Below are 17,255 nucleotides of genomic sequence, written 5' to 3'. Positions count from 1 at the left end.
AGGGAGGCAAGGTATGCCCACAAACATCACCATGCCGGCCCTGTCGCCCACGATGGAAGAGGGCAACCTCTCCAAGTGGCTGGTCAAGGAAGGCGACACGATCAAGTCCGGCGATGTGATCGCCGAAATCGAGACCGACAAGGCGACTATGGAAGTGGAAGCCGTCGATGAGGGCGTCGTCGCCAAGCTCGTGGTGGCCGCAGGCACGGAAGGCGTCAAGGTCAACACCGTGATCGCCATCCTCGCCGTCGATGGCGAAGACGTCGCCGCCGCTGCAGCCGGCGGCGGAACTGCTGCGCCCAAGGCGGAAGCTGCCCCTGCTGCCCAGCCGGCGTCAGTCGCCGCCGCAGCGCCGGCTCCTGCCGCACAGGCGTCTGCTCCGGCTGCTACTGTCTCGCATGGCGATCGTCCGTTCTCCTCGCCGCTCGCGCGTCGTCTCGCCAAGGAAGCCGGCCTCGACATTAAGCTGATCGCCGGTTCCGGCCCGCATGGCCGCGTGGTCAAGTCGGATGTCGAAAAGGCTGTCTCGTCTGGTTCGGCCAAGCCCGCGCCGACCGCTGCAGCAGCCGCGCCTGCGCCCGCCGCGGCCTCTGCCCCCAAGGGCATGAGCGAAGACGCCGTTCTGAAGCTGTTCGAGCCCGGCTCCTACGAGCTTGTGCCGCATGACGGCATGCGCAAGACCATCGCCAAGCGCTTGCAGGAGAGCAAGCAGACCATCCCGCATTTCTACGTGTCTGTGGATTGCGAGCTTGACGCATTGCTTGCGCTGCGCGCCCAGCTCAATGACGCTGCGCCCCGCAGGGACAGCGCCCCGGCCTACAAGCTCTCGGTCAACGACATGGTCATCAAGGCCATGGCGCTCGCGCTGCGCGATGTGCCGGACGCCAATGTCTCCTGGACCGATTCCAATATGGTCAAGCACAAGCATTCGGATGTCGGCGTCGCCGTATCGATCCCGGGCGGGCTGATCACCCCGATCATCCGTTCCGCCGAACTCAAGAGCCTGTCGGCCATCTCCAACGAGATGAAGGATCTCGGCGCGCGCGCCAAGAGCCGGAAGCTGAAGCCCGAGGAATATCAGGGCGGCACCACCGCCGTCTCCAACATGGGCATGATGGGCGTCAAGAATTTCGCCGCCGTCGTCAACCCGCCCCACGCCACGATCCTTGCGGTCGGCGCGGGCGAGGAGCGCGTTGTGGTCAAGAACAAGCAGATGGTCATCGCCCAGGTGATGACGGTCACGCTCTCGACCGACCATCGCGCCGTCGACGGCGCGCTCGGCGCCGAACTCTTGGGCGCCTTCAAGCGCTACATCGAAAACCCGATGGGGATGCTGGTGTAATAGCGGATAAGCGGACGCCTTAGGGCGTCCGCTCCTTTCGGCATGGCAGTCCCCATTTTCGGGAGGATGCGTAATGGCGAATGACGAGAACCCGGCGTCGCTTATTCGGCTGATGACGGAAGAGATGCGCACCATGTTCGGTGAGGTCGATCGGGAACTCGACGCGCTGAAGCAGCGATTAGAGATTCTAGAGGCTGAACAGGAAGAGTTGGCGAAAGCCATAGAGGCTAAAGCCGCAGCGTCCAAGGTTATGTGGGCTCGATACGGCGCCAGGATCACTGATCTCGAACGCAAGGTCGAAGACCTGAGGAACACGAATTAGAAATAGCCAGCAAAGCGGATGGTTTGAGCGGCATGAAAACAATTCTCGCTTATGGCGACAGTCTGACCTGGGGCGTGGATGCAGAAAATCGCACCCGCCACGCCTATGAGAATCGCTGGCCGTCCGTGCTGCAAAAGGCTCTGGGTCATGGCGTCAGGGTGATCGCCGAAGGGCTGAACGGCCGCACCACCGTCTATAGCGACTATACGGCCGATTGCGATCGCAACGGCGCGCGGATTCTTCCGACCATCTTGCACACGCATGCGCCTGTTGATCTCGTCATCATCATGCTCGGCACCAATGATCTGAAGCCTGTTTACGCCAACAATGCCGTCGTGGTGGGTCATGGAATCAAGCGGCTGGTGAGCCTGGTGCGCAATCACGAATGGCCTGTCGAGATGGAGACGCCCGATATTCTGATCGTCTCGCCGCCGCCGCTGTGCGAGACCGACGATCCGCTGCTGGGCCCGATGTTCTCAGGCCGAATCGAGGAGAGCCATATGCTGGCCTCGGTCTATGCCGATCTCGCCGACGAACTCGAATGCGGCTTTTTCGACGCCGGTTCGGTGGCCAAGACGACGCCTGTTGATGGCGTGCATTTGGACGCTGAAAATACCCGCGCCGTGGGCAAGGGGCTGGAGCCCATCGTCCGCATGATGCTGGGGCTTTGAAACACTTGATCGGGATCAAGAGTGCTTGATCGTAATCAATGAGGACTGACGCGGAGTGTTTAACCTGATCCCGAACTCGAAAGAAGGAGAGGGACCATGTCGAACACACCACATGAACTGGCTGCAGAGTTTCCCGAATATGTCGCGCAGATGCGGCATCTCAAGGAAACGGATGGACATTTCGCCCGGCTTTATGTTCGCTATCATGAGGTCAATGGCAAGATCCACCGCGCCGAAACCGATATCGAGCCGGCCGATGATGTGACGATCGTCGACCTCCGCAAACAGCGGATGCAGCTCAAGGATGAACTTTACGGGATGCTGGTTCACTATGAACCGGAGGCCGAGCCGCTCAGCGAATAAGCAAGCGAGGCGTCCACATCCCCGATGGCTTCCGGACCCAAGCGCCGGAAGCCGCACACGCAAGGAGTGGAAGCGCCCATGTCGAATGCTTATGACGTCATCATCATTGGTTCCGGCCCCGGCGGCTATGTGACCGCGATTCGTTCGGCCCAGCTGGGCCTGAAGACAGCGATCGTGGAGCGCGAGCATCTCGGCGGCATCTGCCTCAACTGGGGCTGCATTCCCACCAAGGCGCTGCTGCGGTCTGCCGAAATCATGGACCACGCCAATCACGCCAAGAGCTTCGGCCTGACGCTGAACGGCACAATGACCGCTGACGTCAAGGATGTCGTCGCCCGCTCGCGCGGCGTCTCCGCCCGCCTCAATGGCGGCGTGGCTTTTCTCATGAAGAAGAACAAGGTCGATGTGATCTGGGGCGAAGCCAAGCTCACGAAGGCCAATGAAATTGTTGTGGGCAAGATGACCAAGCCGGTCGTCGAGCCGCAAAACCCAATTCCCAAGGGCGTGCTGGGCGAGGGGACCTACACTGCCAAGCACATCATCGTCGCCACCGGCGCCCGTCCCCGCGCGCTGCCGGGCATTGAGCCGGATGGCAAGCTGATCTGGACCTATTTCGAAGCGATGAAGCCGGATTTCATGCCCAAATCGATCGTCGTCATGGGCTCGGGCGCCATCGGCATCGAATTCGCGTCCTTCTATCGCTCCATGGGCGTGGATGTGACCGTGGTCGAGTTGATGCCGAACATCATGCCGGTCGAAGACGTGGAAATCTCCACCTTCGCCCGCAAGCAGCTCGAAAAGCGCGGCCTCAAGATCATCACCGAGGCCAAGGTGTCCAAGGTCGATAAGGGCGCCAATTCCATTACCGCCCATGTCGAGACCAAGGACGGCAAGGTGAGCCAGATCACCGCTGACCGCCTGATCTCCGCCGTCGGCGTGCAGGGCAATATCGAAAATCTCGGTCTCGAAGCGCTGGGCGTGAAGACCGATCGCGGCTGCATCGTCATCGACGGCTACGGCAAGACCAGTGTCCCCGGCCTCTACGCCATCGGCGATGTCGCAGGCCCCCCGATGCTCGCCCACAAGGCCGAGCATGAAGGCGTGATCTGCGTCGAAAAGATCGCAGGCCTGCCGAATGTTCACCCGATGGACAAGGCCAAGATCCCGGGCTGCACCTATTGCAACCCGCAGGTCGCTTCTGTCGGCATGACCGAAGCCAAGGCGAAAGCCGAGGGTCGTGAGATCCGCGTCGGTCGCTACAATTTCAACGCCAATGGCAAGGCCATCGCGCTGGGCGAAGACCAGGGCATGATCAAGACCATCTTCGACAAGAAGACCGGTGAACTGATCGGCGCCCATATGGTCGGCGCGGAAGTGACCGAACTCATCCAGGGTTTCGTGGTGGCGATGAATCTCGAAACCACCGAGGAAGAGCTGATGCACACAATTTTCCCGCATCCGACGCTGTCGGAAATGATGAAGGAAAGCGTACTCGACGCCTATGGTCGCGTGCTGAACGCTTAAATGAGTCAAAAGATGGAACTCCTGCGTCAACAGTCCGTTTTCTCCGCGTCGAACATTCGCAACGGGGACGAAAAATATGGATTTGAATGGCGTAGGATTTCTAGGCGCGATTATCGTCGGCGGTGTTGCCGGCTGGCTCGCGGAAATGTTCATGAAGTCCAATATGGGCCTGATCATGAATATTATTCTCGGCATCATCGGCGCAGCCGCGCTGAACTTCGTGCTGGCGCTTTTGGGCATCTACACCGGCTCTGGCTGGCTGATGTATCTGATCGTGGGCTTCGTGGGAGCCTGCATTCTCATTGCGATCGGCCGCGCGCTCAGGCGCGGTTGATTTCCCAATCCCTTGGACCTAAGTGTGCCGAGGCCGCCGCATCTTGCGGCGGCCTCATTTTGTTTTCTGAAGCCATCCGGCATCGACCGGTAGCGAAACGGGGGCCCGAATGGTCACGATCCTCGACACGGTGAACATGGAAAAGCGCGTCCGGCATCCGGAAAAGGCGCATCGCCCCGACACGGAGGTCATGCGCAAGCCGGACTGGATTCGCGTCAAGGCGCCCGTGTCCAAAGGCTATCAGGAAACCCGCGAACTGGTGCGCGAGCACAAGCTGGTGACGGTCTGTGAAGAGGCCGGCTGCCCCAATATCGGCGAGTGCTGGGACAAGAAGCACGCGACTTTCATGATCATGGGCGAAATCTGCACCCGCGCCTGCGCCTTCTGCAATGTCGCCACCGGCCGGCCGCTCGCGCTTGATCGCGAAGAGCCCGGCAATGTCGCCAAGGCAGTCAAGAAGATGGGCCTCAGCCATGTCGTCATCACCTCGGTGGACCGTGACGATCTGGACGACGGCGGCGCCGAGCATTTTGAGCAGGTGACCTGGGCGATTCGCGAGGCCTCTCCGGACACCACGATCGAGATCCTCACTCCCGATTTCCTCAAAAAGCCGGGCGCGCTGGAGCGCGTCGTGGCCGCCAAGCCCGATGTTTTCAACCACAATCTCGAAACCGTGCCTGGCAACTATCTGACCGTCCGCCCCGGCGCGCGCTATTTCCATTCGATCCGCCTGCTGCAGCGGGTCAAGGAACTCGATCCGACCATGTTCACCAAGTCCGGCATCATGGTGGGCCTCGGCGAAGAGCGCAATGAAGTGCTGCAGTTGATGGACGACCTGCGCGTCGCCGATGTCGATTTCCTCACCATCGGCCAATATCTTCAGCCCACCCGCAAGCACCACAAGGTTATGTCTTTCGTGACGCCCGAGGAATTCAAGTCCTATGAGACGGTGGCCTACACCAAGGGCTTCCTGATGGTGGCGTCCAGCCCGCTCACCCGTTCCTCCCATCACGCCGGCGACGATTTCGCCCGGCTGAGAGCGGCGCGTGAGAAGGTGCTGCTGGCCAAGGCTGGGTAGTGGTTCAGTTTAACATCATAGATGACGATAACCGCAGGCAGAGTTGTACTTTTGCGCTGTCGCTGCGGATTATGGGTGATGCGCTCATCCCCGATGACATCACCCGCCTCATGGGTAGGTCCCCTGATCTTGCCTATACCAAAGGCGGCGTCTTCCACACGCCGAATGGCCGGGAGGTCCATGGCCGAACCGGCATGTGGAGCGTCAGGGGGCCACGCGAGGTCGAGGGCGAATTTTATGAATTGGTCGCCGCCTTTCTCGCCGGTTTACCTGCGTCGACCGACGTTTGGCGCATGGTCGCCAAGGACTTAAAAATCGAGCTTTTCGTCGGCGTGTTCATGGGGAAGCCAAATACAGGTTTTGTCCTGTCGCCGAAGGTCATGGCCTTGTTGGCGGAACGCAATTGTGAGATCGGCTTCGATCTCTACGGTCTGTTCGAGGACGAATAAGCGGCAATTCATCTAATCCACAGCTTGGCGCCGCAGCATGCCGTTAGGCAAGGCGGGGCGCATACCGTAAGGTGAGTTCGCAGCGCCAATTTGGCTCCTTTGATGGTGAGTCTCCCACGCGCCTGGACGGGTCGCCGAATTACCCAAATTCCGCCCCATTTCATTGGGATGTTCCTGGCGAGCGAGGAAAAATTAAACCGTTTTTAACCTGTTGAGCCCCTGAAAATGGAGCGATAAACTTGACCCTGCGCAAAATAATCGCAGGTCAAGGGAAAACGGAATCTATGCTTGCTTCTACCCCCTAGCTGCGCTAACCACGTCGCGTTGCAACAATTTTCGGCTATGCCGAAGCACACATGCGCGTCTTGCGCATCGTGTCGCGCGGCGCGGCGGGGTTGGATTGAAATGACTGCACTTCTTGGCTCTTACCTGCCAATCGCCATCTTCATCGGAATCGCTCTTGTCATCGGTCTGGCGCTCCTTGTGACGCCGTTCCTGGTCGCTTATCGCGCTCCCGATTCGGAAAAGCTTTCCGCCTATGAATGCGGCTTCAACGCGTTCGACGATGCGCGCATGAAATTCGACATCAGGTTCTATCTCGTGTCGATCCTCTTCATCATTTTCGACCTGGAAGTGGCCTTTCTCTTCCCTTGGGCCGTATCATTCGGCGCAATCGGCTGGTTCGGCTTCTGGTCCATGATGGTGTTTCTGGGCGTGCTGACCATCGGCTTTATCTATGAATGGAAGAAGGGAGCGCTCGAATGGGAGTGACATCCGCTAATTCGACCCTCGTCGCCCCGCAGCCGAAGGGCCTTGTCGATCCGTCGACAGGCCGGGCTCTGGGCGCCGACGACCAGTTTTTCGGCGAGATCAACAATGAACTCGCCGACAAGGGCTTTCTGGTGACGTCCACCCAGGACTTGATCACCTGGGCTCGCACCGGTTCGCTTATGTGGATGCAGTTCGGCCTGGCCTGCTGCGCCGTCGAAGGCCTGATGCAGGCCTCTGGTCCGCGTTACGACATGGAGCGCTTCGGCGTCGCTCCGCGCGCTTCGCCGCGCCAGTCCGACGTGATGATCGTCGCCGGCACGCTGACCAATAAGATGGCGCCCGCGCTTCGCAAGGTCTATGACCAGATGCCGGAGCCGCGCTACGTGATCTCCATGGGTTCCTGCGCCAATGGCGGCGGCTATTACCACTATTCCTATGCGGTGGTGCGCGGTTGCGATCGCGTGGTGCCGGTGGATGTCTATGTGCCGGGCTGTCCCCCCACCGCCGAAGCGCTCCTCTATGGGGTGTTGCTTCTGCAGAAAAAGATCCGCCGCACTGGCACGATCGAGCGCTGAGGACCGGACTGATGACCACTGCTCTCGAAGATCTCTCGATTTATCTGCGCGAAACCCACGGCGATGCCATTCTCGGCGTCAGTACGGCGTTCGGGGAACTGACGATCAATGTCAGCCCGGAAAACTATGTGCCGGTTCTGAAGTTCCTGCGCGACGATCCGCGCTGTCGCTTCCTGAATTTCATCGACACGTGCGGCGTCGACTATCCCGAGCGCGAGAAGCGCTTCGATGTCGTGACGCATCTGCTGTCCGTTCACAAGAATATGCGCATCCGCGTCAAGGTTCAGGTGGGCGAGGATGATGTTCTCGAATCGGCGACGGGCCTGTTCCTGGGCGCTGATTGGTTCGAGCGCGAAGCCTATGACATGTACGGCATCCTGTTCTCGGGTCATCCGGATCTTCGCCGTATTCTCACGGACTACGGCTTCGAGGGTTTTCCGCTTCGCAAGGATTTTCCGATGACCGGCTTCGTCGAGGTCCGCTACGACGACATGGTCAAGCGGGTGGTTTATGAACCGGTCCAGCTTCGCCAGGAAATGCGCAGCTTCGATTTCCTTTCGCCCTGGGAAGGCACGGATTACGTGCTGCCGGGCGACGAGAAGAAAAGTCAGTAATGCAAGGGCAGGGCGGCCAGTGGGTCGCCGGCCTTTTTGCGATGATGCGATCTGGGGTGCATCCAAATGGCAGAACATAACGTCCGCAATTTCACCATCAACTTCGGGCCAGAGCATCCGTCCGCGCACGGCGTGCTTCGTCTGGTGCTGGAGCTCGATGGCGAAATCGTTGAGCGCGTCGACCCGCATATCGGACTGCTGCATCGAGGCACCGAGAAGCTGATCGAATCCAAGACCTATCTCCAGGCTTTGCCTTATTTCGATCGTCTCGACTATGTCGCGCCGATGAACCAGGAACATGCCTATTCGCTGGCGGTCGAGAAGCTGATCGGCCTCGAAATTCCGATGCGTGGTCAGCTGATCCGCGTTCTCTATTCCGAAATCGGCCGTATCCTGTCGCATATCATGAACGTGACGACGCAGGCCATGGACGTCGGCGCGATGACGCCGCCGGTCTGGGGTTTCGAAGAGCGCGAAAAGCTCATGGTGTTCTATGAGCGCGCATCCGGCGCCCGCATGCACGCCGCTTACGTTCGTCCGGGCGGTGTCCATCAGGACATCCCGGAAAAGCTCGTCGAGGACATCGGCAACTGGTGCGATCCGTTCATCAAGACGCTCGATGATATCGAGGGTCTGTTGACAGACAACCGCATTTTCAAGCAGCGCAACGTCGATATCGGCGTGATCTCGCTTGCGGACGCTCTGTCCTGGTCGATGACCGGCGTCATGGTGCGCGGTTCGGGCGGCGCATGGGACCTGCGTCGTTCGCAGCCCTATGAATGCTATTCGGATCTCGAATTCGACATCGCCGTCGGCAAGAATGGCGACTGCTATGACCGCTACCTGATCCGCATGTATGAAATGCGCCAGTCGGTGCGGATCATGAAGCAGTGCGTCGAATTGCTGAACGGCAAGCACAAGATCGGTCCGGTCTCGGCGATCGACGGCAAGGTCGTGCCGCCGAAGCGCGGTGAGATGAAGCGGTCGATGGAAGCGCTGATCCATCACTTCAAGCTCTATACCGAAGGCTATCACGTTCCCGCCGGCGAAGTGTACGCTGCTGTCGAAGCCCCCAAGGGCGAGTTCGGCGTCTATCTCGTTTCCGACGGAACCAACAAGCCGTATCGCTGCAAGATCCGCGCTCCGGGTTTTGCGCATCTGCAGGCAATGGACTTCCTCTGCAAGGGCCATCAGCTTGCCGACGTGACCGCCGTTCTCGGCTCTCTCGATATCGTGTTCGGGGAGGTCGACCGCTGATGATCCGGATTCTGTCCGCGTTTCTATTCGTTTCCGCCGCGACGTCCGCGTCAGCGGCGGAAGGCGGCATTGTTGTCGACAGCGATGGGGCGAAGACACAAATCGGTCAGCTGATCGCCGACGGATACGAGATCAAGGCGGCTGTGCCGAACGGCAAGCGCTTCGTCGTGTTCCTGCAGAAAGACTCAACAGCCTATGCCTGCGAGATGTCCTCCCTGACACAATCGCAGTGCGGCCAGATAAATTGATAGGGCGTCTATAACATGTCCGTACGTCGCTTAGCCGAAGACAGCGTTCAGCCAGCCAGCTTCGCCTTCAACCCGGAAAATTCCGTCTGGGCGGAAGCCACCATCAAGAAATACCCTGAGGGGCGCGAGCAATCGGCGGTTATTCCGCTGCTGATGCGCGCTCAGGAGCAGGACGGCTGGGTGACCAAGGCGGCAATCGAAATGATCGCCGACATGCTCGGCATGGCCTATATCCGCGTTCTGGAAGTGGCGACCTTCTACACCCAGTTCCAGTTGCAGCCCGTGGGCACCCGCGCCCATATCCAGGTCTGCGGCACCACGCCCTGCATGTTGCGCGGCGCAGAAGATCTGATCTCGGTCTGCAAGTCCAAGATCCATCACGATGCGCATCATCTCAACGAAGATGGAACGCTGTCCTGGGAAGAAGTGGAATGTCTCGGGGCCTGCGTGAATGCGCCGATGGTCGCGATCTTCAAGGATACCTATGAGGATCTGACGGCCACGCAGCTTGAGCATATCATCGACCGTTTCAAGGCGGGCAAGGGTTCGGACATCAATCCTGGTCCTCAGGTCGATCGCACCTTCTCGGCGCCTGCTGGAGGTCCGACGTCGCTGACGGAAGAGATTCCTCCGGCTCCGAAATCGGAAGCGTTGACCGGCGTGTCGACTGCTGCTGAGCCTGCTCAGCCGGCGCACACGCCGCCTTCGAACGCCGCCAAGCCGGACACAAACGCGCCTGAAACCGATCCCAAACTGAAGACGCCCGCCGATGGCAAGTCCGCTGAGCCGGATGCGGCGACCAAGGTCGCCAAGCCGTCTCTGGATGATCCGAACCGGCCTGCTGGTGTTGAAAAGCCCGAAAAGCCCGACGACCTGCAGCTGATTTCCGGCATTGGCCCAAAGATCGAGGCGACGCTTCATTCGATCGGGATTTTCACCTATGAGCAGGTTGCGGCCTGGGGCCCGGCTGAACGCGAATGGGTGGACGGCTACCTCAATTTCAAGGGCCGTATCGAGCGCGACGATTGGGCGCGCCAGGCCAAAGCGCTGGCCGATGGCGGCGAAGAAGAATATATCAGGGTCTTCGGAAAGAAGCCGCGGTAAGGAATGAGCCATGCTGACTGACAAGGATCGTATTTTTACCAATATCTACGGCCTCAAGGAGAAGTCCCTGAAAGGCGCGATGGCGCGCGGTCACTGGGACGGCACCAAGCAATTGCTTGAGAAGGGCCGTGACTGGATCATCAATGAAGTGAAGGCTTCTGGTCTTCGCGGTCGCGGCGGCGCAGGCTTCCCGACTGGCCTGAAATGGTCCTTCATGCCGAAGGAAAGCGACGGGCGTCCGCATTACCTCGTGGTCAATGCCGACGAGTCCGAGCCCGGCACCTGCAAGGACCGGGACATCATGCGCCACGATCCGCATACGCTGATCGAAGGCTGTGTGGTGGCGTCTTTCGCCATGGGCGCGCATGCCGCTTATATCTATGTCCGCGGCGAGTTCATTCGCGAACGCGAAGCGCTGCAGGCGGCGATCGACGAATGCTATGACGCTGGCCTGCTCGGCAAGAACAACAAGCTCGGCTACGATATCGACATTTATGTCCATCACGGAGCCGGCGCCTATATCTGCGGCGAAGAGACTGCGCTTCTCGAAAGCCTTGAGGGCAAGAAGGGCCAGCCGCGCCTGAAGCCGCCATTCCCGGCCAATATGGGTCTCTATGGCTGTCCGACGACGGTCAACAACGTCGAATCGATCGCTGTGACGCCGACCATTTTGCGTCGTGGCGCCAGCTGGTATTCGAGCTTCGGCCGTCCCAACAATGCCGGCACTAAGCTCTATTCGATCTCTGGCCACGTCAATAAGCCGTGCACCGTCGAAGACGCCATGTCGATCACCTTCGAAGAGCTGATCGAAAAGCATTGCGGCGGCATTCGCGGCGGCTGGGACAATCTGCTCGCCGTCATTCCCGGCGGCTCTTCGGTGCCATGCGTGCCCGGCGCGCAGATGCGCTCGGCGATCATGGATTATGATGGTCTGCGCGAACTGGGCTCGGGCCTCGGCACCGCCGCCGTTATCGTCATGGACAAGTCCACGGACATCGTCAAAGCCATCTGGCGCCTGTCGGCTTTCTACAAGCATGAGAGCTGCGGCCAGTGCACGCCCTGCCGCGAAGGCACGGGCTGGATGATGCGCGTGATGGAGCGCATGGTGAAGGGCCAGGCGCAGAAGCGTGAAATCGACATGCTGTTCCAGGTGACCAAGCAGGTGGAAGGCCACACGATCTGCGCGCTCGGCGACGCAGCCGCCTGGCCGATCCAGGGTCTGATCAAGCATTTCCGTCCGGTGATGGAAGAGCGGATCGACCAGTACACCCGCAACGCCATGGCGCATGGAGCGGTGCTCGAAGCGGCGGAGTAAGCGAGATGGACAGCGGCGGCACGGAGAAGACAGGCAAGACCGGTAAGGGGTCGAGCGACCGCTCTCCGGAACTCGCCGAACTGTCCGCCCGCATGCTGGCCGAGCAGGCGTCGATGTTGCAGATCATGACGGCCTTCGGCATGCAGATGGCGGGCGCTTTCATGGGCGCCGTCGCCAATGCAATGGAGCGGAAGGCCGAGGATAGCCCGGCCGCCGAACCGGTCGCGCAAGACGAGCCTGACGTAAAAGCGCCAGAGCCGCCTCAGGAGACTGTTGCGGCTGAACCGCCAAAGAAGGCCACGGCGCCGACTGCGAAGAGAGTTCGCAAGCCGGCGCAAAAGAGGCCTGATGATTTGAAGAAGATTTCGGGCGTCGGTCCGAGATTGGAAAAAGTGCTCAACGGCATGGGCGTCACGACTTACGCGCAGATTGCGACATGGTCCGACGACGATGTGCTGAAAATGGATGAGACGCTTGGCCTCGATAACCGGATTGTCCGGGATCAATGGGTCACACAAGCGAAAGCGCTGTTGGAAGGCTGAAATGGCGAAGCTGAAAGTTGACGGAAAAGAGATCGAGGTCCCGGATCATTTCACGCTGTTGCAGGCGTGCGAAGAGGCTGGCGCCGAGGTTCCCCGCTTCTGTTTTCACGAGCGACTGTCGGTCGCCGGCAATTGCCGCATGTGTCTGGTCGAAGTGAAGGGCGGCCCGCCGAAACCGGCGGCGTCCTGCGCTATGGGCGTGCGTGACATTCGCGGCGGCCCCAATGGCGAACTGCCGGAAGTGTACACCAACACGCCGATGGTCAAGAAGGCGCGCGAAGGGGTGATGGAGTTCCTGCTCATCAACCATCCGCTCGACTGCCCGATCTGCGACCAGGGCGGCGAATGCGACCTGCAGGACCAGGCGATGGCCTTCGGCGTCGACTCCTCGCGCTACACCGAAAACAAGCGCGCGGTCGAAGACAAGTATATCGGCCCGCTGGTGAAGACCGTGATGAACCGCTGCATCCACTGCACGCGCTGCGTCCGCTTCACCACGGAAGTCGCCGGCATCACCGAACTCGGCCTGATCGGCCGTGGCGAAGACGCCGAGATCACCACCTATCTCGAACAGGCGATGACGTCGGAGCTGCAGGGCAATGTCGTTGATCTCTGCCCGGTCGGCGCGCTGACCTCGAAACCCTTCGCTTTCACCGCGCGCCCCTGGGAGCTTGGCAAGACCGAATCGGTCGATGTGATGGACGCGCTCGGCTCGGCGATCCGCGTCGATACGCGCGGTCGCGAAGTGATGCGCATCATGCCGCGCGTCAATGAAGACATCAACGAAGAGTGGATCTCCGACAAGAGCCGCTTCATCTGGGACGGCCTGCGCACGCAGCGCCTCGATCGCCCCTACGTCCGCAAGGACGGTCGTCTGGTTCCCGCCTCCTGGGCGGAAGCCTTCGCGACGATCAAGGCCGCAGTCGCCAAGACCAGCGCTGAAAAGATCGGCGCGATTGCCGGCGATATGGCCACCGTCGAGGAAATGTTTGCGCTGAAGTCGCTGATGACGTCGCTCGGTTCCGAGAATATCGATTGCCGCCAGGACGGCGCGCAACTCGATCCGTCATTGGGACGTTCGACCTATATCTTCAACCCGACCATCTCTGGCATCGAAGACGCCGACGCGCTGCTGATCATCGGCTCCAACCCGCGTTTCGAAGCAGCCGTGCTCAATGCGCGCATTCGCAAGCGCTGGCGCCGCGGCGGCTTCCCGATCGGCGTGATCGGCGAAGGCGGTGAACTGCGCTACAACTATGACTATCTTGGCGCTGGCTCCGATACGCTCAACGACCTCGTCGCCGGCAACGGCGCTTTCCTAGACAAGCTCAAGAACGCCCAGCGTCCGATGATCATCCTCGGCCAGGGCGCTATCTCTGGTGTCGAAGGCCGGGCGGTGCTCGCCGCGGCCGCTGCGCTCGCCGAAAGCGTCGGCGCGGTGAAGGACGGCTGGAACGGTTTTGCCGTGCTGCACACAGCCGCCTCGCGCGTTGGCGGCCTCGACCTCGGTTTCGTGCCGGGCGAGAAGGGCGTCGATGCGCAGACGCAGGTCGCGACCATGGACGTTCTGTTCCTGCTCGGGGCCGACGAACTCGACTTTTTGAAGAAGAGCACGAATCTGCTGGTCTATATCGGCTCGCATGGCGACGCCGGCGCATCGAACGCCGACGTCATTCTGCCGGGTGCCGCCTTTACCGAAAAGGCCGGCATTTTCGTCAACACCGAAGGACGTGTGCAGTTCGCCAATCGCGCCAATTTCGCCCCCGGCGAGGCGCGCGAGGACTGGGCCGTGCTGCGGGCGCTCTCCGATGTGCTCGGCAAGAAACTTCCCTTTGATTCGCTTCAGCAATTGCGCGCCAAGCTCTATGCTGCGCATCCGCATTTCGCCGAAGAGGATACGATTGTTGCGGGCTCGAATGACGAGATTTCCGCACTTGCGAAAAAACCGAGGGCGATGGCGAAATCTACGTTTGCTTCTCCGGTCAAAGACTTCTATTTGACGAACCCGATAGCGCGTGCGTCGGCCGTCATGGCCGAATGCTCGGCCTTGGCTCGCAACAACTTCAAGGCGGCCGCCGAGTAAGGCGCGAAAGGGCTAAAGGATTATGGATACTTTTCTTTCGACCTATCTGTGGCCAGCATTGATCATGGTGGGGCAGTCGCTGCTCCTCCTGGTCTGTCTGCTCGTTTTCATCGCCTATGTTCTGCTCTATGACCGCAAGATCTGGGCCGCCGTTCAGCTTCGTCGCGGTCCGAATGTGGTGGGCCCCTGGGGACTTTTCCAGTCCTTCGCCGACCTTTTGAAATTCGTGTTCAAGGAGCCGGTCATTCCGGCCGGCGCCAACAAGGGCGTCTTCCTGCTGGCGCCGCTGGTGGCCGTGACGCTCGCGCTCGCCACTTGGGCCGTGATCCCGGTCAACAGCAATTGGGTGATCGCCAATATCAATGTCGGCATCCTGTTCGTCTTCGCGATTTCTTCGCTCGAAGTCTATGGCGTCATCATGGGCGGCTGGGCGTCGAATTCGAAATATCCGTTCCTTGGCGCGCTGCGCTCGGCGGCGCAGATGGTGTCCTACGAAGTCTCCATGGGCTTCATCATCGTCACCGTTCTGCTCTGCGTCGGCTCGCTGAACCTCACGGACATCGTCGTGGCGCAGCAGGACGGCCTCGGTACGCGTCTCGGTCTGCCCAGCTCCTTCCTGGACTGGCATTGGCTGGCGCTGTTTCCGATGTTCATCATCTTCTTCATCTCGGCGCTTGCTGAAACCAATCGTCCTCCCTTCGACCTTCCGGAAGCGGAATCGGAACTGGTCGCCGGCTTCATGGTCGAATATGGCTCCACGCCCTACATGATGTTCATGCTCGGCGAATACGCGGCCATCGTGCTGATGTGCGCGCTGACGACCATCCTGTTCCTCGGCGGCTGGCTGCCCCCGGTGGATTTCTGGCTGATCAACTGGGTGCCCGGCATCGTCTGGTTCCTGCTCAAGGTCATCCTCTGCTTCACAATGTTCGGCATGGTGAAGGCGATCGTTCCGCGCTACCGCTACGACCAGCTGATGCGCCTGGGCTGGAAAGTGTTCCTGCCGCTGTCGCTGGCCATGGTCGTCATCACCGCCTTCGTTCTCAAGCTGACGGGTTGGGCATGATGTCGGGCGCAAAACTTACTGGAAAAGGAGAATAGACGATGGCTGCTCTTTCCCAAGCTGTCAGTTCGCTGTTCCTGAAGGAATTCGTGAAGGCGCTCGGCCTTGCATCGAGCTATTTCATCAAGCCGAAGGCGACGGTGAACTATCCTTTCGAAAAAGGTCCGGTCAGCCCGCGTTTCCGTGGTGAACACGCGCTGCGCCGTTATCCCAATGGCGAAGAACGCTGCATCGCCTGCAAGCTGTGTGAAGCGATCTGTCCCGCCCAGGCCATCACCATCGAAGCCGGCCCGCGCCGCAATGACGGCACCCGCCGCACGGTGCGTTACGATATCGACATGGTGAAGTGCATCTATTGCGGTTTCTGCCAGGAAGCCTGCCCCGTCGACGCCATCGTCGAGGGCCCGAATTTCGAATTCGCGACCGAGACGCGCGAAGAGCTTTATTACGACAAGGAAAAACTGCTCAACAATGGCGACCGGTGGGAGCGCGAAATCGCGGCGAACATCGCCATGGACGCGCCGTATCGCTGAGCGGGAACGACAAAACCCCCGGTCTCCGGGGGTTCATTCAATTGGGCCCGTGCAAGCGGGCGGTATTCGGGGCAGGGGCTGGCTCTAGTCAGGCCCCGGGGAAGAAAAAGGCGCCAAAATGGGTCTGCAGGCTCTGTTTTTCTATCTGTTCGCCTTCGTCGCTGTGGCGTCGGCATTCATGGTCATCTGGGCGAAAAACCCGGTTCACTCGGTTCTGTTTCTGATTTTGACATTCGTCAACGCAGCGGGCCTGTTCCTGCTGACGGGCGCCGAATATCTCGCCATGCTTCTGCTGGTCGTTTATGTCGGCGCCGTCGCGGTGTTGTTCCTGTTCGTGGTGATGATGCTCGACATCGATTTCACCAAGCTGAGGGCCAGCGCGCTTGAATATGCGCCGGTGGGCGTGTTGATCGGCCTGATCCTTGCAGCTGAACTGATCATCGTGATCGGCGGCAGCGTTCTGTCTCCTGAGATCGCCAAGACGGTGTCGATGCCGATCCCGGCCCTGACCGAACGCCAGAACACCGCAGCGATCGGCGATGTGCTCTATACGCATTATGTCTTCTACTTCCAGCTAGCCGGTCTCGTGCTGCTGGTCGCCATGATCGGCGCGATCGTGCTGACCTTGAAGCATCGCACCGACATCAAGCGTCAGGACATTTCCCGTCAGGTCGCGCGCAAGCCGGAAACCGCAATCTCCGTGGTCAGCCCGAAGCCGGGCCAGGGCATCTGAGGGCAGGGGAAGGAAAGAAAATGGAAATCACCATCGGTCATTACCTCACCGTCAGCGCCATTCTGTTCATGCTCGGCGTGTTCGGCATCTTCCTGAACCGCAAGAACGTCATCATCATCCTGATGTCGATCGAGTTGATCCTGCTTGCGGTCAATATCAACATGGTGGCGTTTTCCACCTTCCTGAACGACATCACCGGGCAGGTATTCGCATTGTTCATTCTGACCGTTGCGGCCGCGGAAGCCGCCATCGGTCTTGCAATTCTCGTCGTCTTCTATCGCAACCGGGGCACGATCGCGGTCGAAGACGTCAACATGATGAAGGGCTGAGAAGG

General features: G+C 60.0%; 21 protein-coding genes. All 21 read left to right on the top strand.

The window, feature by feature from the left end; all coding sequences use genetic code 11:
- Positions 1-13: 13 nt before the first annotated feature.
- The 21 genes from M2360_RS21135 to nuoK all read left to right on the top strand — a co-directional run bounded on the left by M2360_RS21135 (position 14) and on the right by nuoK (position 17,250).
- Positions 14-1,342 (top strand): pyruvate dehydrogenase complex dihydrolipoamide acetyltransferase, encoded by a 1,329-nt coding sequence (locus M2360_RS21135; RefSeq protein WP_280777360.1) that lies wholly within the window; start codon positions 14-16, stop codon positions 1,340-1,342.
- Positions 1,343-1,415: 73 nt separating this feature from the next.
- Positions 1,416-1,664, top strand: coding sequence for a hypothetical protein (locus tag M2360_RS21130; protein ID WP_280777359.1), 249 nt, complete (start codon positions 1,416-1,418; stop codon positions 1,662-1,664).
- Positions 1,665-1,696: 32 nt separating this feature from the next.
- Positions 1,697-2,335, top strand: a complete 639-nt coding sequence (locus tag M2360_RS21125) for an SGNH/GDSL hydrolase family protein (RefSeq protein WP_280777358.1) — start codon at positions 1,697-1,699, stop codon at positions 2,333-2,335.
- A gap of 96 nt (positions 2,336-2,431) precedes the next feature.
- On the top strand, positions 2,432-2,698 hold the full coding sequence (locus M2360_RS21120) for a YdcH family protein (RefSeq protein ID WP_280777356.1): 267 nt from the start codon (positions 2,432-2,434) through the stop codon (positions 2,696-2,698).
- Between the two features lie 78 nt (positions 2,699-2,776).
- Positions 2,777-4,222, top strand: coding sequence for a dihydrolipoyl dehydrogenase (gene lpdA, locus M2360_RS21115; RefSeq protein WP_280777355.1), 1,446 nt, complete (start codon positions 2,777-2,779; stop codon positions 4,220-4,222).
- 76 nt (positions 4,223-4,298) lie between these two features.
- Positions 4,299-4,556 (top strand): GlsB/YeaQ/YmgE family stress response membrane protein, encoded by a 258-nt coding sequence (locus tag M2360_RS21110; protein WP_280777353.1) that lies wholly within the window; start codon positions 4,299-4,301, stop codon positions 4,554-4,556.
- A gap of 109 nt (positions 4,557-4,665) precedes the next feature.
- Entirely contained in the window at positions 4,666-5,634 is a 969-nt protein-coding gene (gene lipA, locus M2360_RS21105) for a lipoyl synthase (protein WP_280777352.1), read from the top strand.
- Entirely contained in the window at positions 5,634-6,083 is a 450-nt protein-coding gene (locus M2360_RS21100) for a DUF4279 domain-containing protein (RefSeq protein WP_280777351.1), read from the top strand. The genes lipA and M2360_RS21100 overlap by 1 nt, the downstream gene beginning before the upstream one ends.
- Positions 6,084-6,488: 405 nt before the next feature.
- Positions 6,489-6,854: an NADH-quinone oxidoreductase subunit A gene (locus tag M2360_RS21095; RefSeq protein WP_137153668.1), complete on the top strand. Its 366-nt coding sequence runs from the start codon at positions 6,489-6,491 to the stop codon at positions 6,852-6,854.
- A complete protein-coding gene (locus tag M2360_RS21090) occupies positions 6,845-7,429 on the top strand; it encodes an NADH-quinone oxidoreductase subunit B (protein ID WP_280777349.1) in 585 nt (194 codons plus the stop codon). Before M2360_RS21095 ends, M2360_RS21090 begins: the two co-directional genes overlap by 10 nt.
- Before the next feature lie 11 nt (positions 7,430-7,440).
- Positions 7,441-8,043, top strand: coding sequence for an NADH-quinone oxidoreductase subunit C (locus tag M2360_RS21085; RefSeq protein WP_280777348.1), 603 nt, complete (start codon positions 7,441-7,443; stop codon positions 8,041-8,043).
- Between the two features lie 66 nt (positions 8,044-8,109).
- A complete protein-coding gene (locus tag M2360_RS21080) occupies positions 8,110-9,300 on the top strand; it encodes an NADH-quinone oxidoreductase subunit D (RefSeq protein ID WP_280777347.1) in 1,191 nt (396 codons plus the stop codon).
- Positions 9,300-9,548, top strand: coding sequence for a hypothetical protein (locus tag M2360_RS21075; protein ID WP_280777345.1), 249 nt, complete (start codon positions 9,300-9,302; stop codon positions 9,546-9,548). Before M2360_RS21080 ends, M2360_RS21075 begins: the two co-directional genes overlap by 1 nt.
- 15 nt (positions 9,549-9,563) lie before the next feature.
- Positions 9,564-10,652, top strand: coding sequence for an NADH-quinone oxidoreductase subunit NuoE (gene nuoE / locus M2360_RS21070; protein WP_280777344.1), 1,089 nt, complete (start codon positions 9,564-9,566; stop codon positions 10,650-10,652).
- A 10-nt stretch (positions 10,653-10,662) separates the two neighbouring features.
- On the top strand, positions 10,663-11,967 hold the full coding sequence (nuoF, locus tag M2360_RS21065; protein WP_280777343.1) for an NADH-quinone oxidoreductase subunit NuoF: 1,305 nt from the start codon (positions 10,663-10,665) through the stop codon (positions 11,965-11,967).
- A gap of 5 nt (positions 11,968-11,972) precedes the next feature.
- Positions 11,973-12,509 (top strand): 5' DNA nuclease, encoded by a 537-nt coding sequence (locus M2360_RS21060; protein ID WP_280777342.1) that lies wholly within the window; start codon positions 11,973-11,975, stop codon positions 12,507-12,509.
- 1 nt (position 12,510) lies between these two features.
- Complete coding sequence (gene nuoG / locus M2360_RS21055; RefSeq protein WP_280777341.1) at positions 12,511-14,592, top strand: NADH-quinone oxidoreductase subunit NuoG; 2,082 nt, start codon at positions 12,511-12,513, stop codon at positions 14,590-14,592.
- Between the two features lie 22 nt (positions 14,593-14,614).
- Positions 14,615-15,658: an NADH-quinone oxidoreductase subunit NuoH gene (gene nuoH, locus M2360_RS21050; RefSeq protein WP_280777340.1), complete on the top strand. Its 1,044-nt coding sequence runs from the start codon at positions 14,615-14,617 to the stop codon at positions 15,656-15,658.
- 38 nt (positions 15,659-15,696) lie between these two features.
- A complete protein-coding gene (gene nuoI, locus M2360_RS21045; RefSeq protein WP_263822253.1) occupies positions 15,697-16,188 on the top strand; it encodes an NADH-quinone oxidoreductase subunit NuoI in 492 nt (163 codons plus the stop codon).
- Between the two features lie 118 nt (positions 16,189-16,306).
- A complete protein-coding gene (locus M2360_RS21040; RefSeq protein WP_280777339.1) occupies positions 16,307-16,921 on the top strand; it encodes an NADH-quinone oxidoreductase subunit J in 615 nt (204 codons plus the stop codon).
- A gap of 20 nt (positions 16,922-16,941) precedes the next feature.
- Positions 16,942-17,250 carry an NADH-quinone oxidoreductase subunit NuoK gene (nuoK, locus tag M2360_RS21035; protein ID WP_280777338.1) on the top strand — a complete coding sequence of 103 codons (309 nt, stop codon included), beginning with the start codon at positions 16,942-16,944 and terminating at the stop codon, positions 17,248-17,250.
- The last annotated feature ends 5 nt before the right edge of the window (positions 17,251-17,255 follow it).

The sequence above is a fragment of the Rhizobium sp. SG_E_25_P2 genome (genome assembly GCF_029892285.1).
In the GTDB taxonomy this organism is placed as follows: Bacteria; Pseudomonadota; Alphaproteobacteria; order Rhizobiales; family Rhizobiaceae; genus Rhizobium_E.
This window is presented reverse-complemented; position numbering and strand designations above follow the sequence as displayed.

What these genes read in the sequence shown, in the direction of transcription:
- M2360_RS21130 (WP_280777359.1), top strand. Translation starts at nt 1,416, where the DNA reads ATGGCGAATGACGAGAACCCGGCGTCGCTTATTCGGCTGATGACGGAA.
- nuoH (WP_280777340.1), top strand. Translation starts at nt 14,615, where the DNA reads ATGGATACTTTTCTTTCGACCTATCTGTGGCCAGCATTGATCATGGTG.
- M2360_RS21060 (WP_280777342.1), top strand. Translation starts at nt 11,973, where the DNA reads ATGGACAGCGGCGGCACGGAGAAGACAGGCAAGACCGGTAAGGGGTCG.
- M2360_RS21085 (WP_280777348.1), top strand. Translation starts at nt 7,441, where the DNA reads ATGACCACTGCTCTCGAAGATCTCTCGATTTATCTGCGCGAAACCCAC.
- M2360_RS21080 (WP_280777347.1), top strand. Translation starts at nt 8,110, where the DNA reads ATGGCAGAACATAACGTCCGCAATTTCACCATCAACTTCGGGCCAGAG.
- M2360_RS21125 (WP_280777358.1), top strand. Translation starts at nt 1,697, where the DNA reads ATGAAAACAATTCTCGCTTATGGCGACAGTCTGACCTGGGGCGTGGAT.
- nuoE (WP_280777344.1), top strand. Translation starts at nt 9,564, where the DNA reads ATGTCCGTACGTCGCTTAGCCGAAGACAGCGTTCAGCCAGCCAGCTTC.
- M2360_RS21095 (WP_137153668.1), top strand. Translation starts at nt 6,489, where the DNA reads ATGACTGCACTTCTTGGCTCTTACCTGCCAATCGCCATCTTCATCGGA.
- nuoF (WP_280777343.1), top strand. Translation starts at nt 10,663, where the DNA reads ATGCTGACTGACAAGGATCGTATTTTTACCAATATCTACGGCCTCAAG.
- nuoG (WP_280777341.1), top strand. Translation starts at nt 12,511, where the DNA reads ATGGCGAAGCTGAAAGTTGACGGAAAAGAGATCGAGGTCCCGGATCAT.
- M2360_RS21120 (WP_280777356.1), top strand. Translation starts at nt 2,432, where the DNA reads ATGTCGAACACACCACATGAACTGGCTGCAGAGTTTCCCGAATATGTC.
- M2360_RS21075 (WP_280777345.1), top strand. Translation starts at nt 9,300, where the DNA reads ATGATCCGGATTCTGTCCGCGTTTCTATTCGTTTCCGCCGCGACGTCC.
- lpdA (WP_280777355.1), top strand. Translation starts at nt 2,777, where the DNA reads ATGTCGAATGCTTATGACGTCATCATCATTGGTTCCGGCCCCGGCGGC.
- nuoK (WP_280777338.1), top strand. Translation starts at nt 16,942, where the DNA reads ATGGAAATCACCATCGGTCATTACCTCACCGTCAGCGCCATTCTGTTC.
- M2360_RS21135 (WP_280777360.1), top strand. Translation starts at nt 14, where the DNA reads ATGCCCACAAACATCACCATGCCGGCCCTGTCGCCCACGATGGAAGAG.
- M2360_RS21110 (WP_280777353.1), top strand. Translation starts at nt 4,299, where the DNA reads ATGGATTTGAATGGCGTAGGATTTCTAGGCGCGATTATCGTCGGCGGT.
- M2360_RS21040 (WP_280777339.1), top strand. Translation starts at nt 16,307, where the DNA reads ATGGGTCTGCAGGCTCTGTTTTTCTATCTGTTCGCCTTCGTCGCTGTG.
- M2360_RS21090 (WP_280777349.1), top strand. Translation starts at nt 6,845, where the DNA reads ATGGGAGTGACATCCGCTAATTCGACCCTCGTCGCCCCGCAGCCGAAG.
- nuoI (WP_263822253.1), top strand. Translation starts at nt 15,697, where the DNA reads ATGGCTGCTCTTTCCCAAGCTGTCAGTTCGCTGTTCCTGAAGGAATTC.
- lipA (WP_280777352.1), top strand. Translation starts at nt 4,666, where the DNA reads ATGGTCACGATCCTCGACACGGTGAACATGGAAAAGCGCGTCCGGCAT.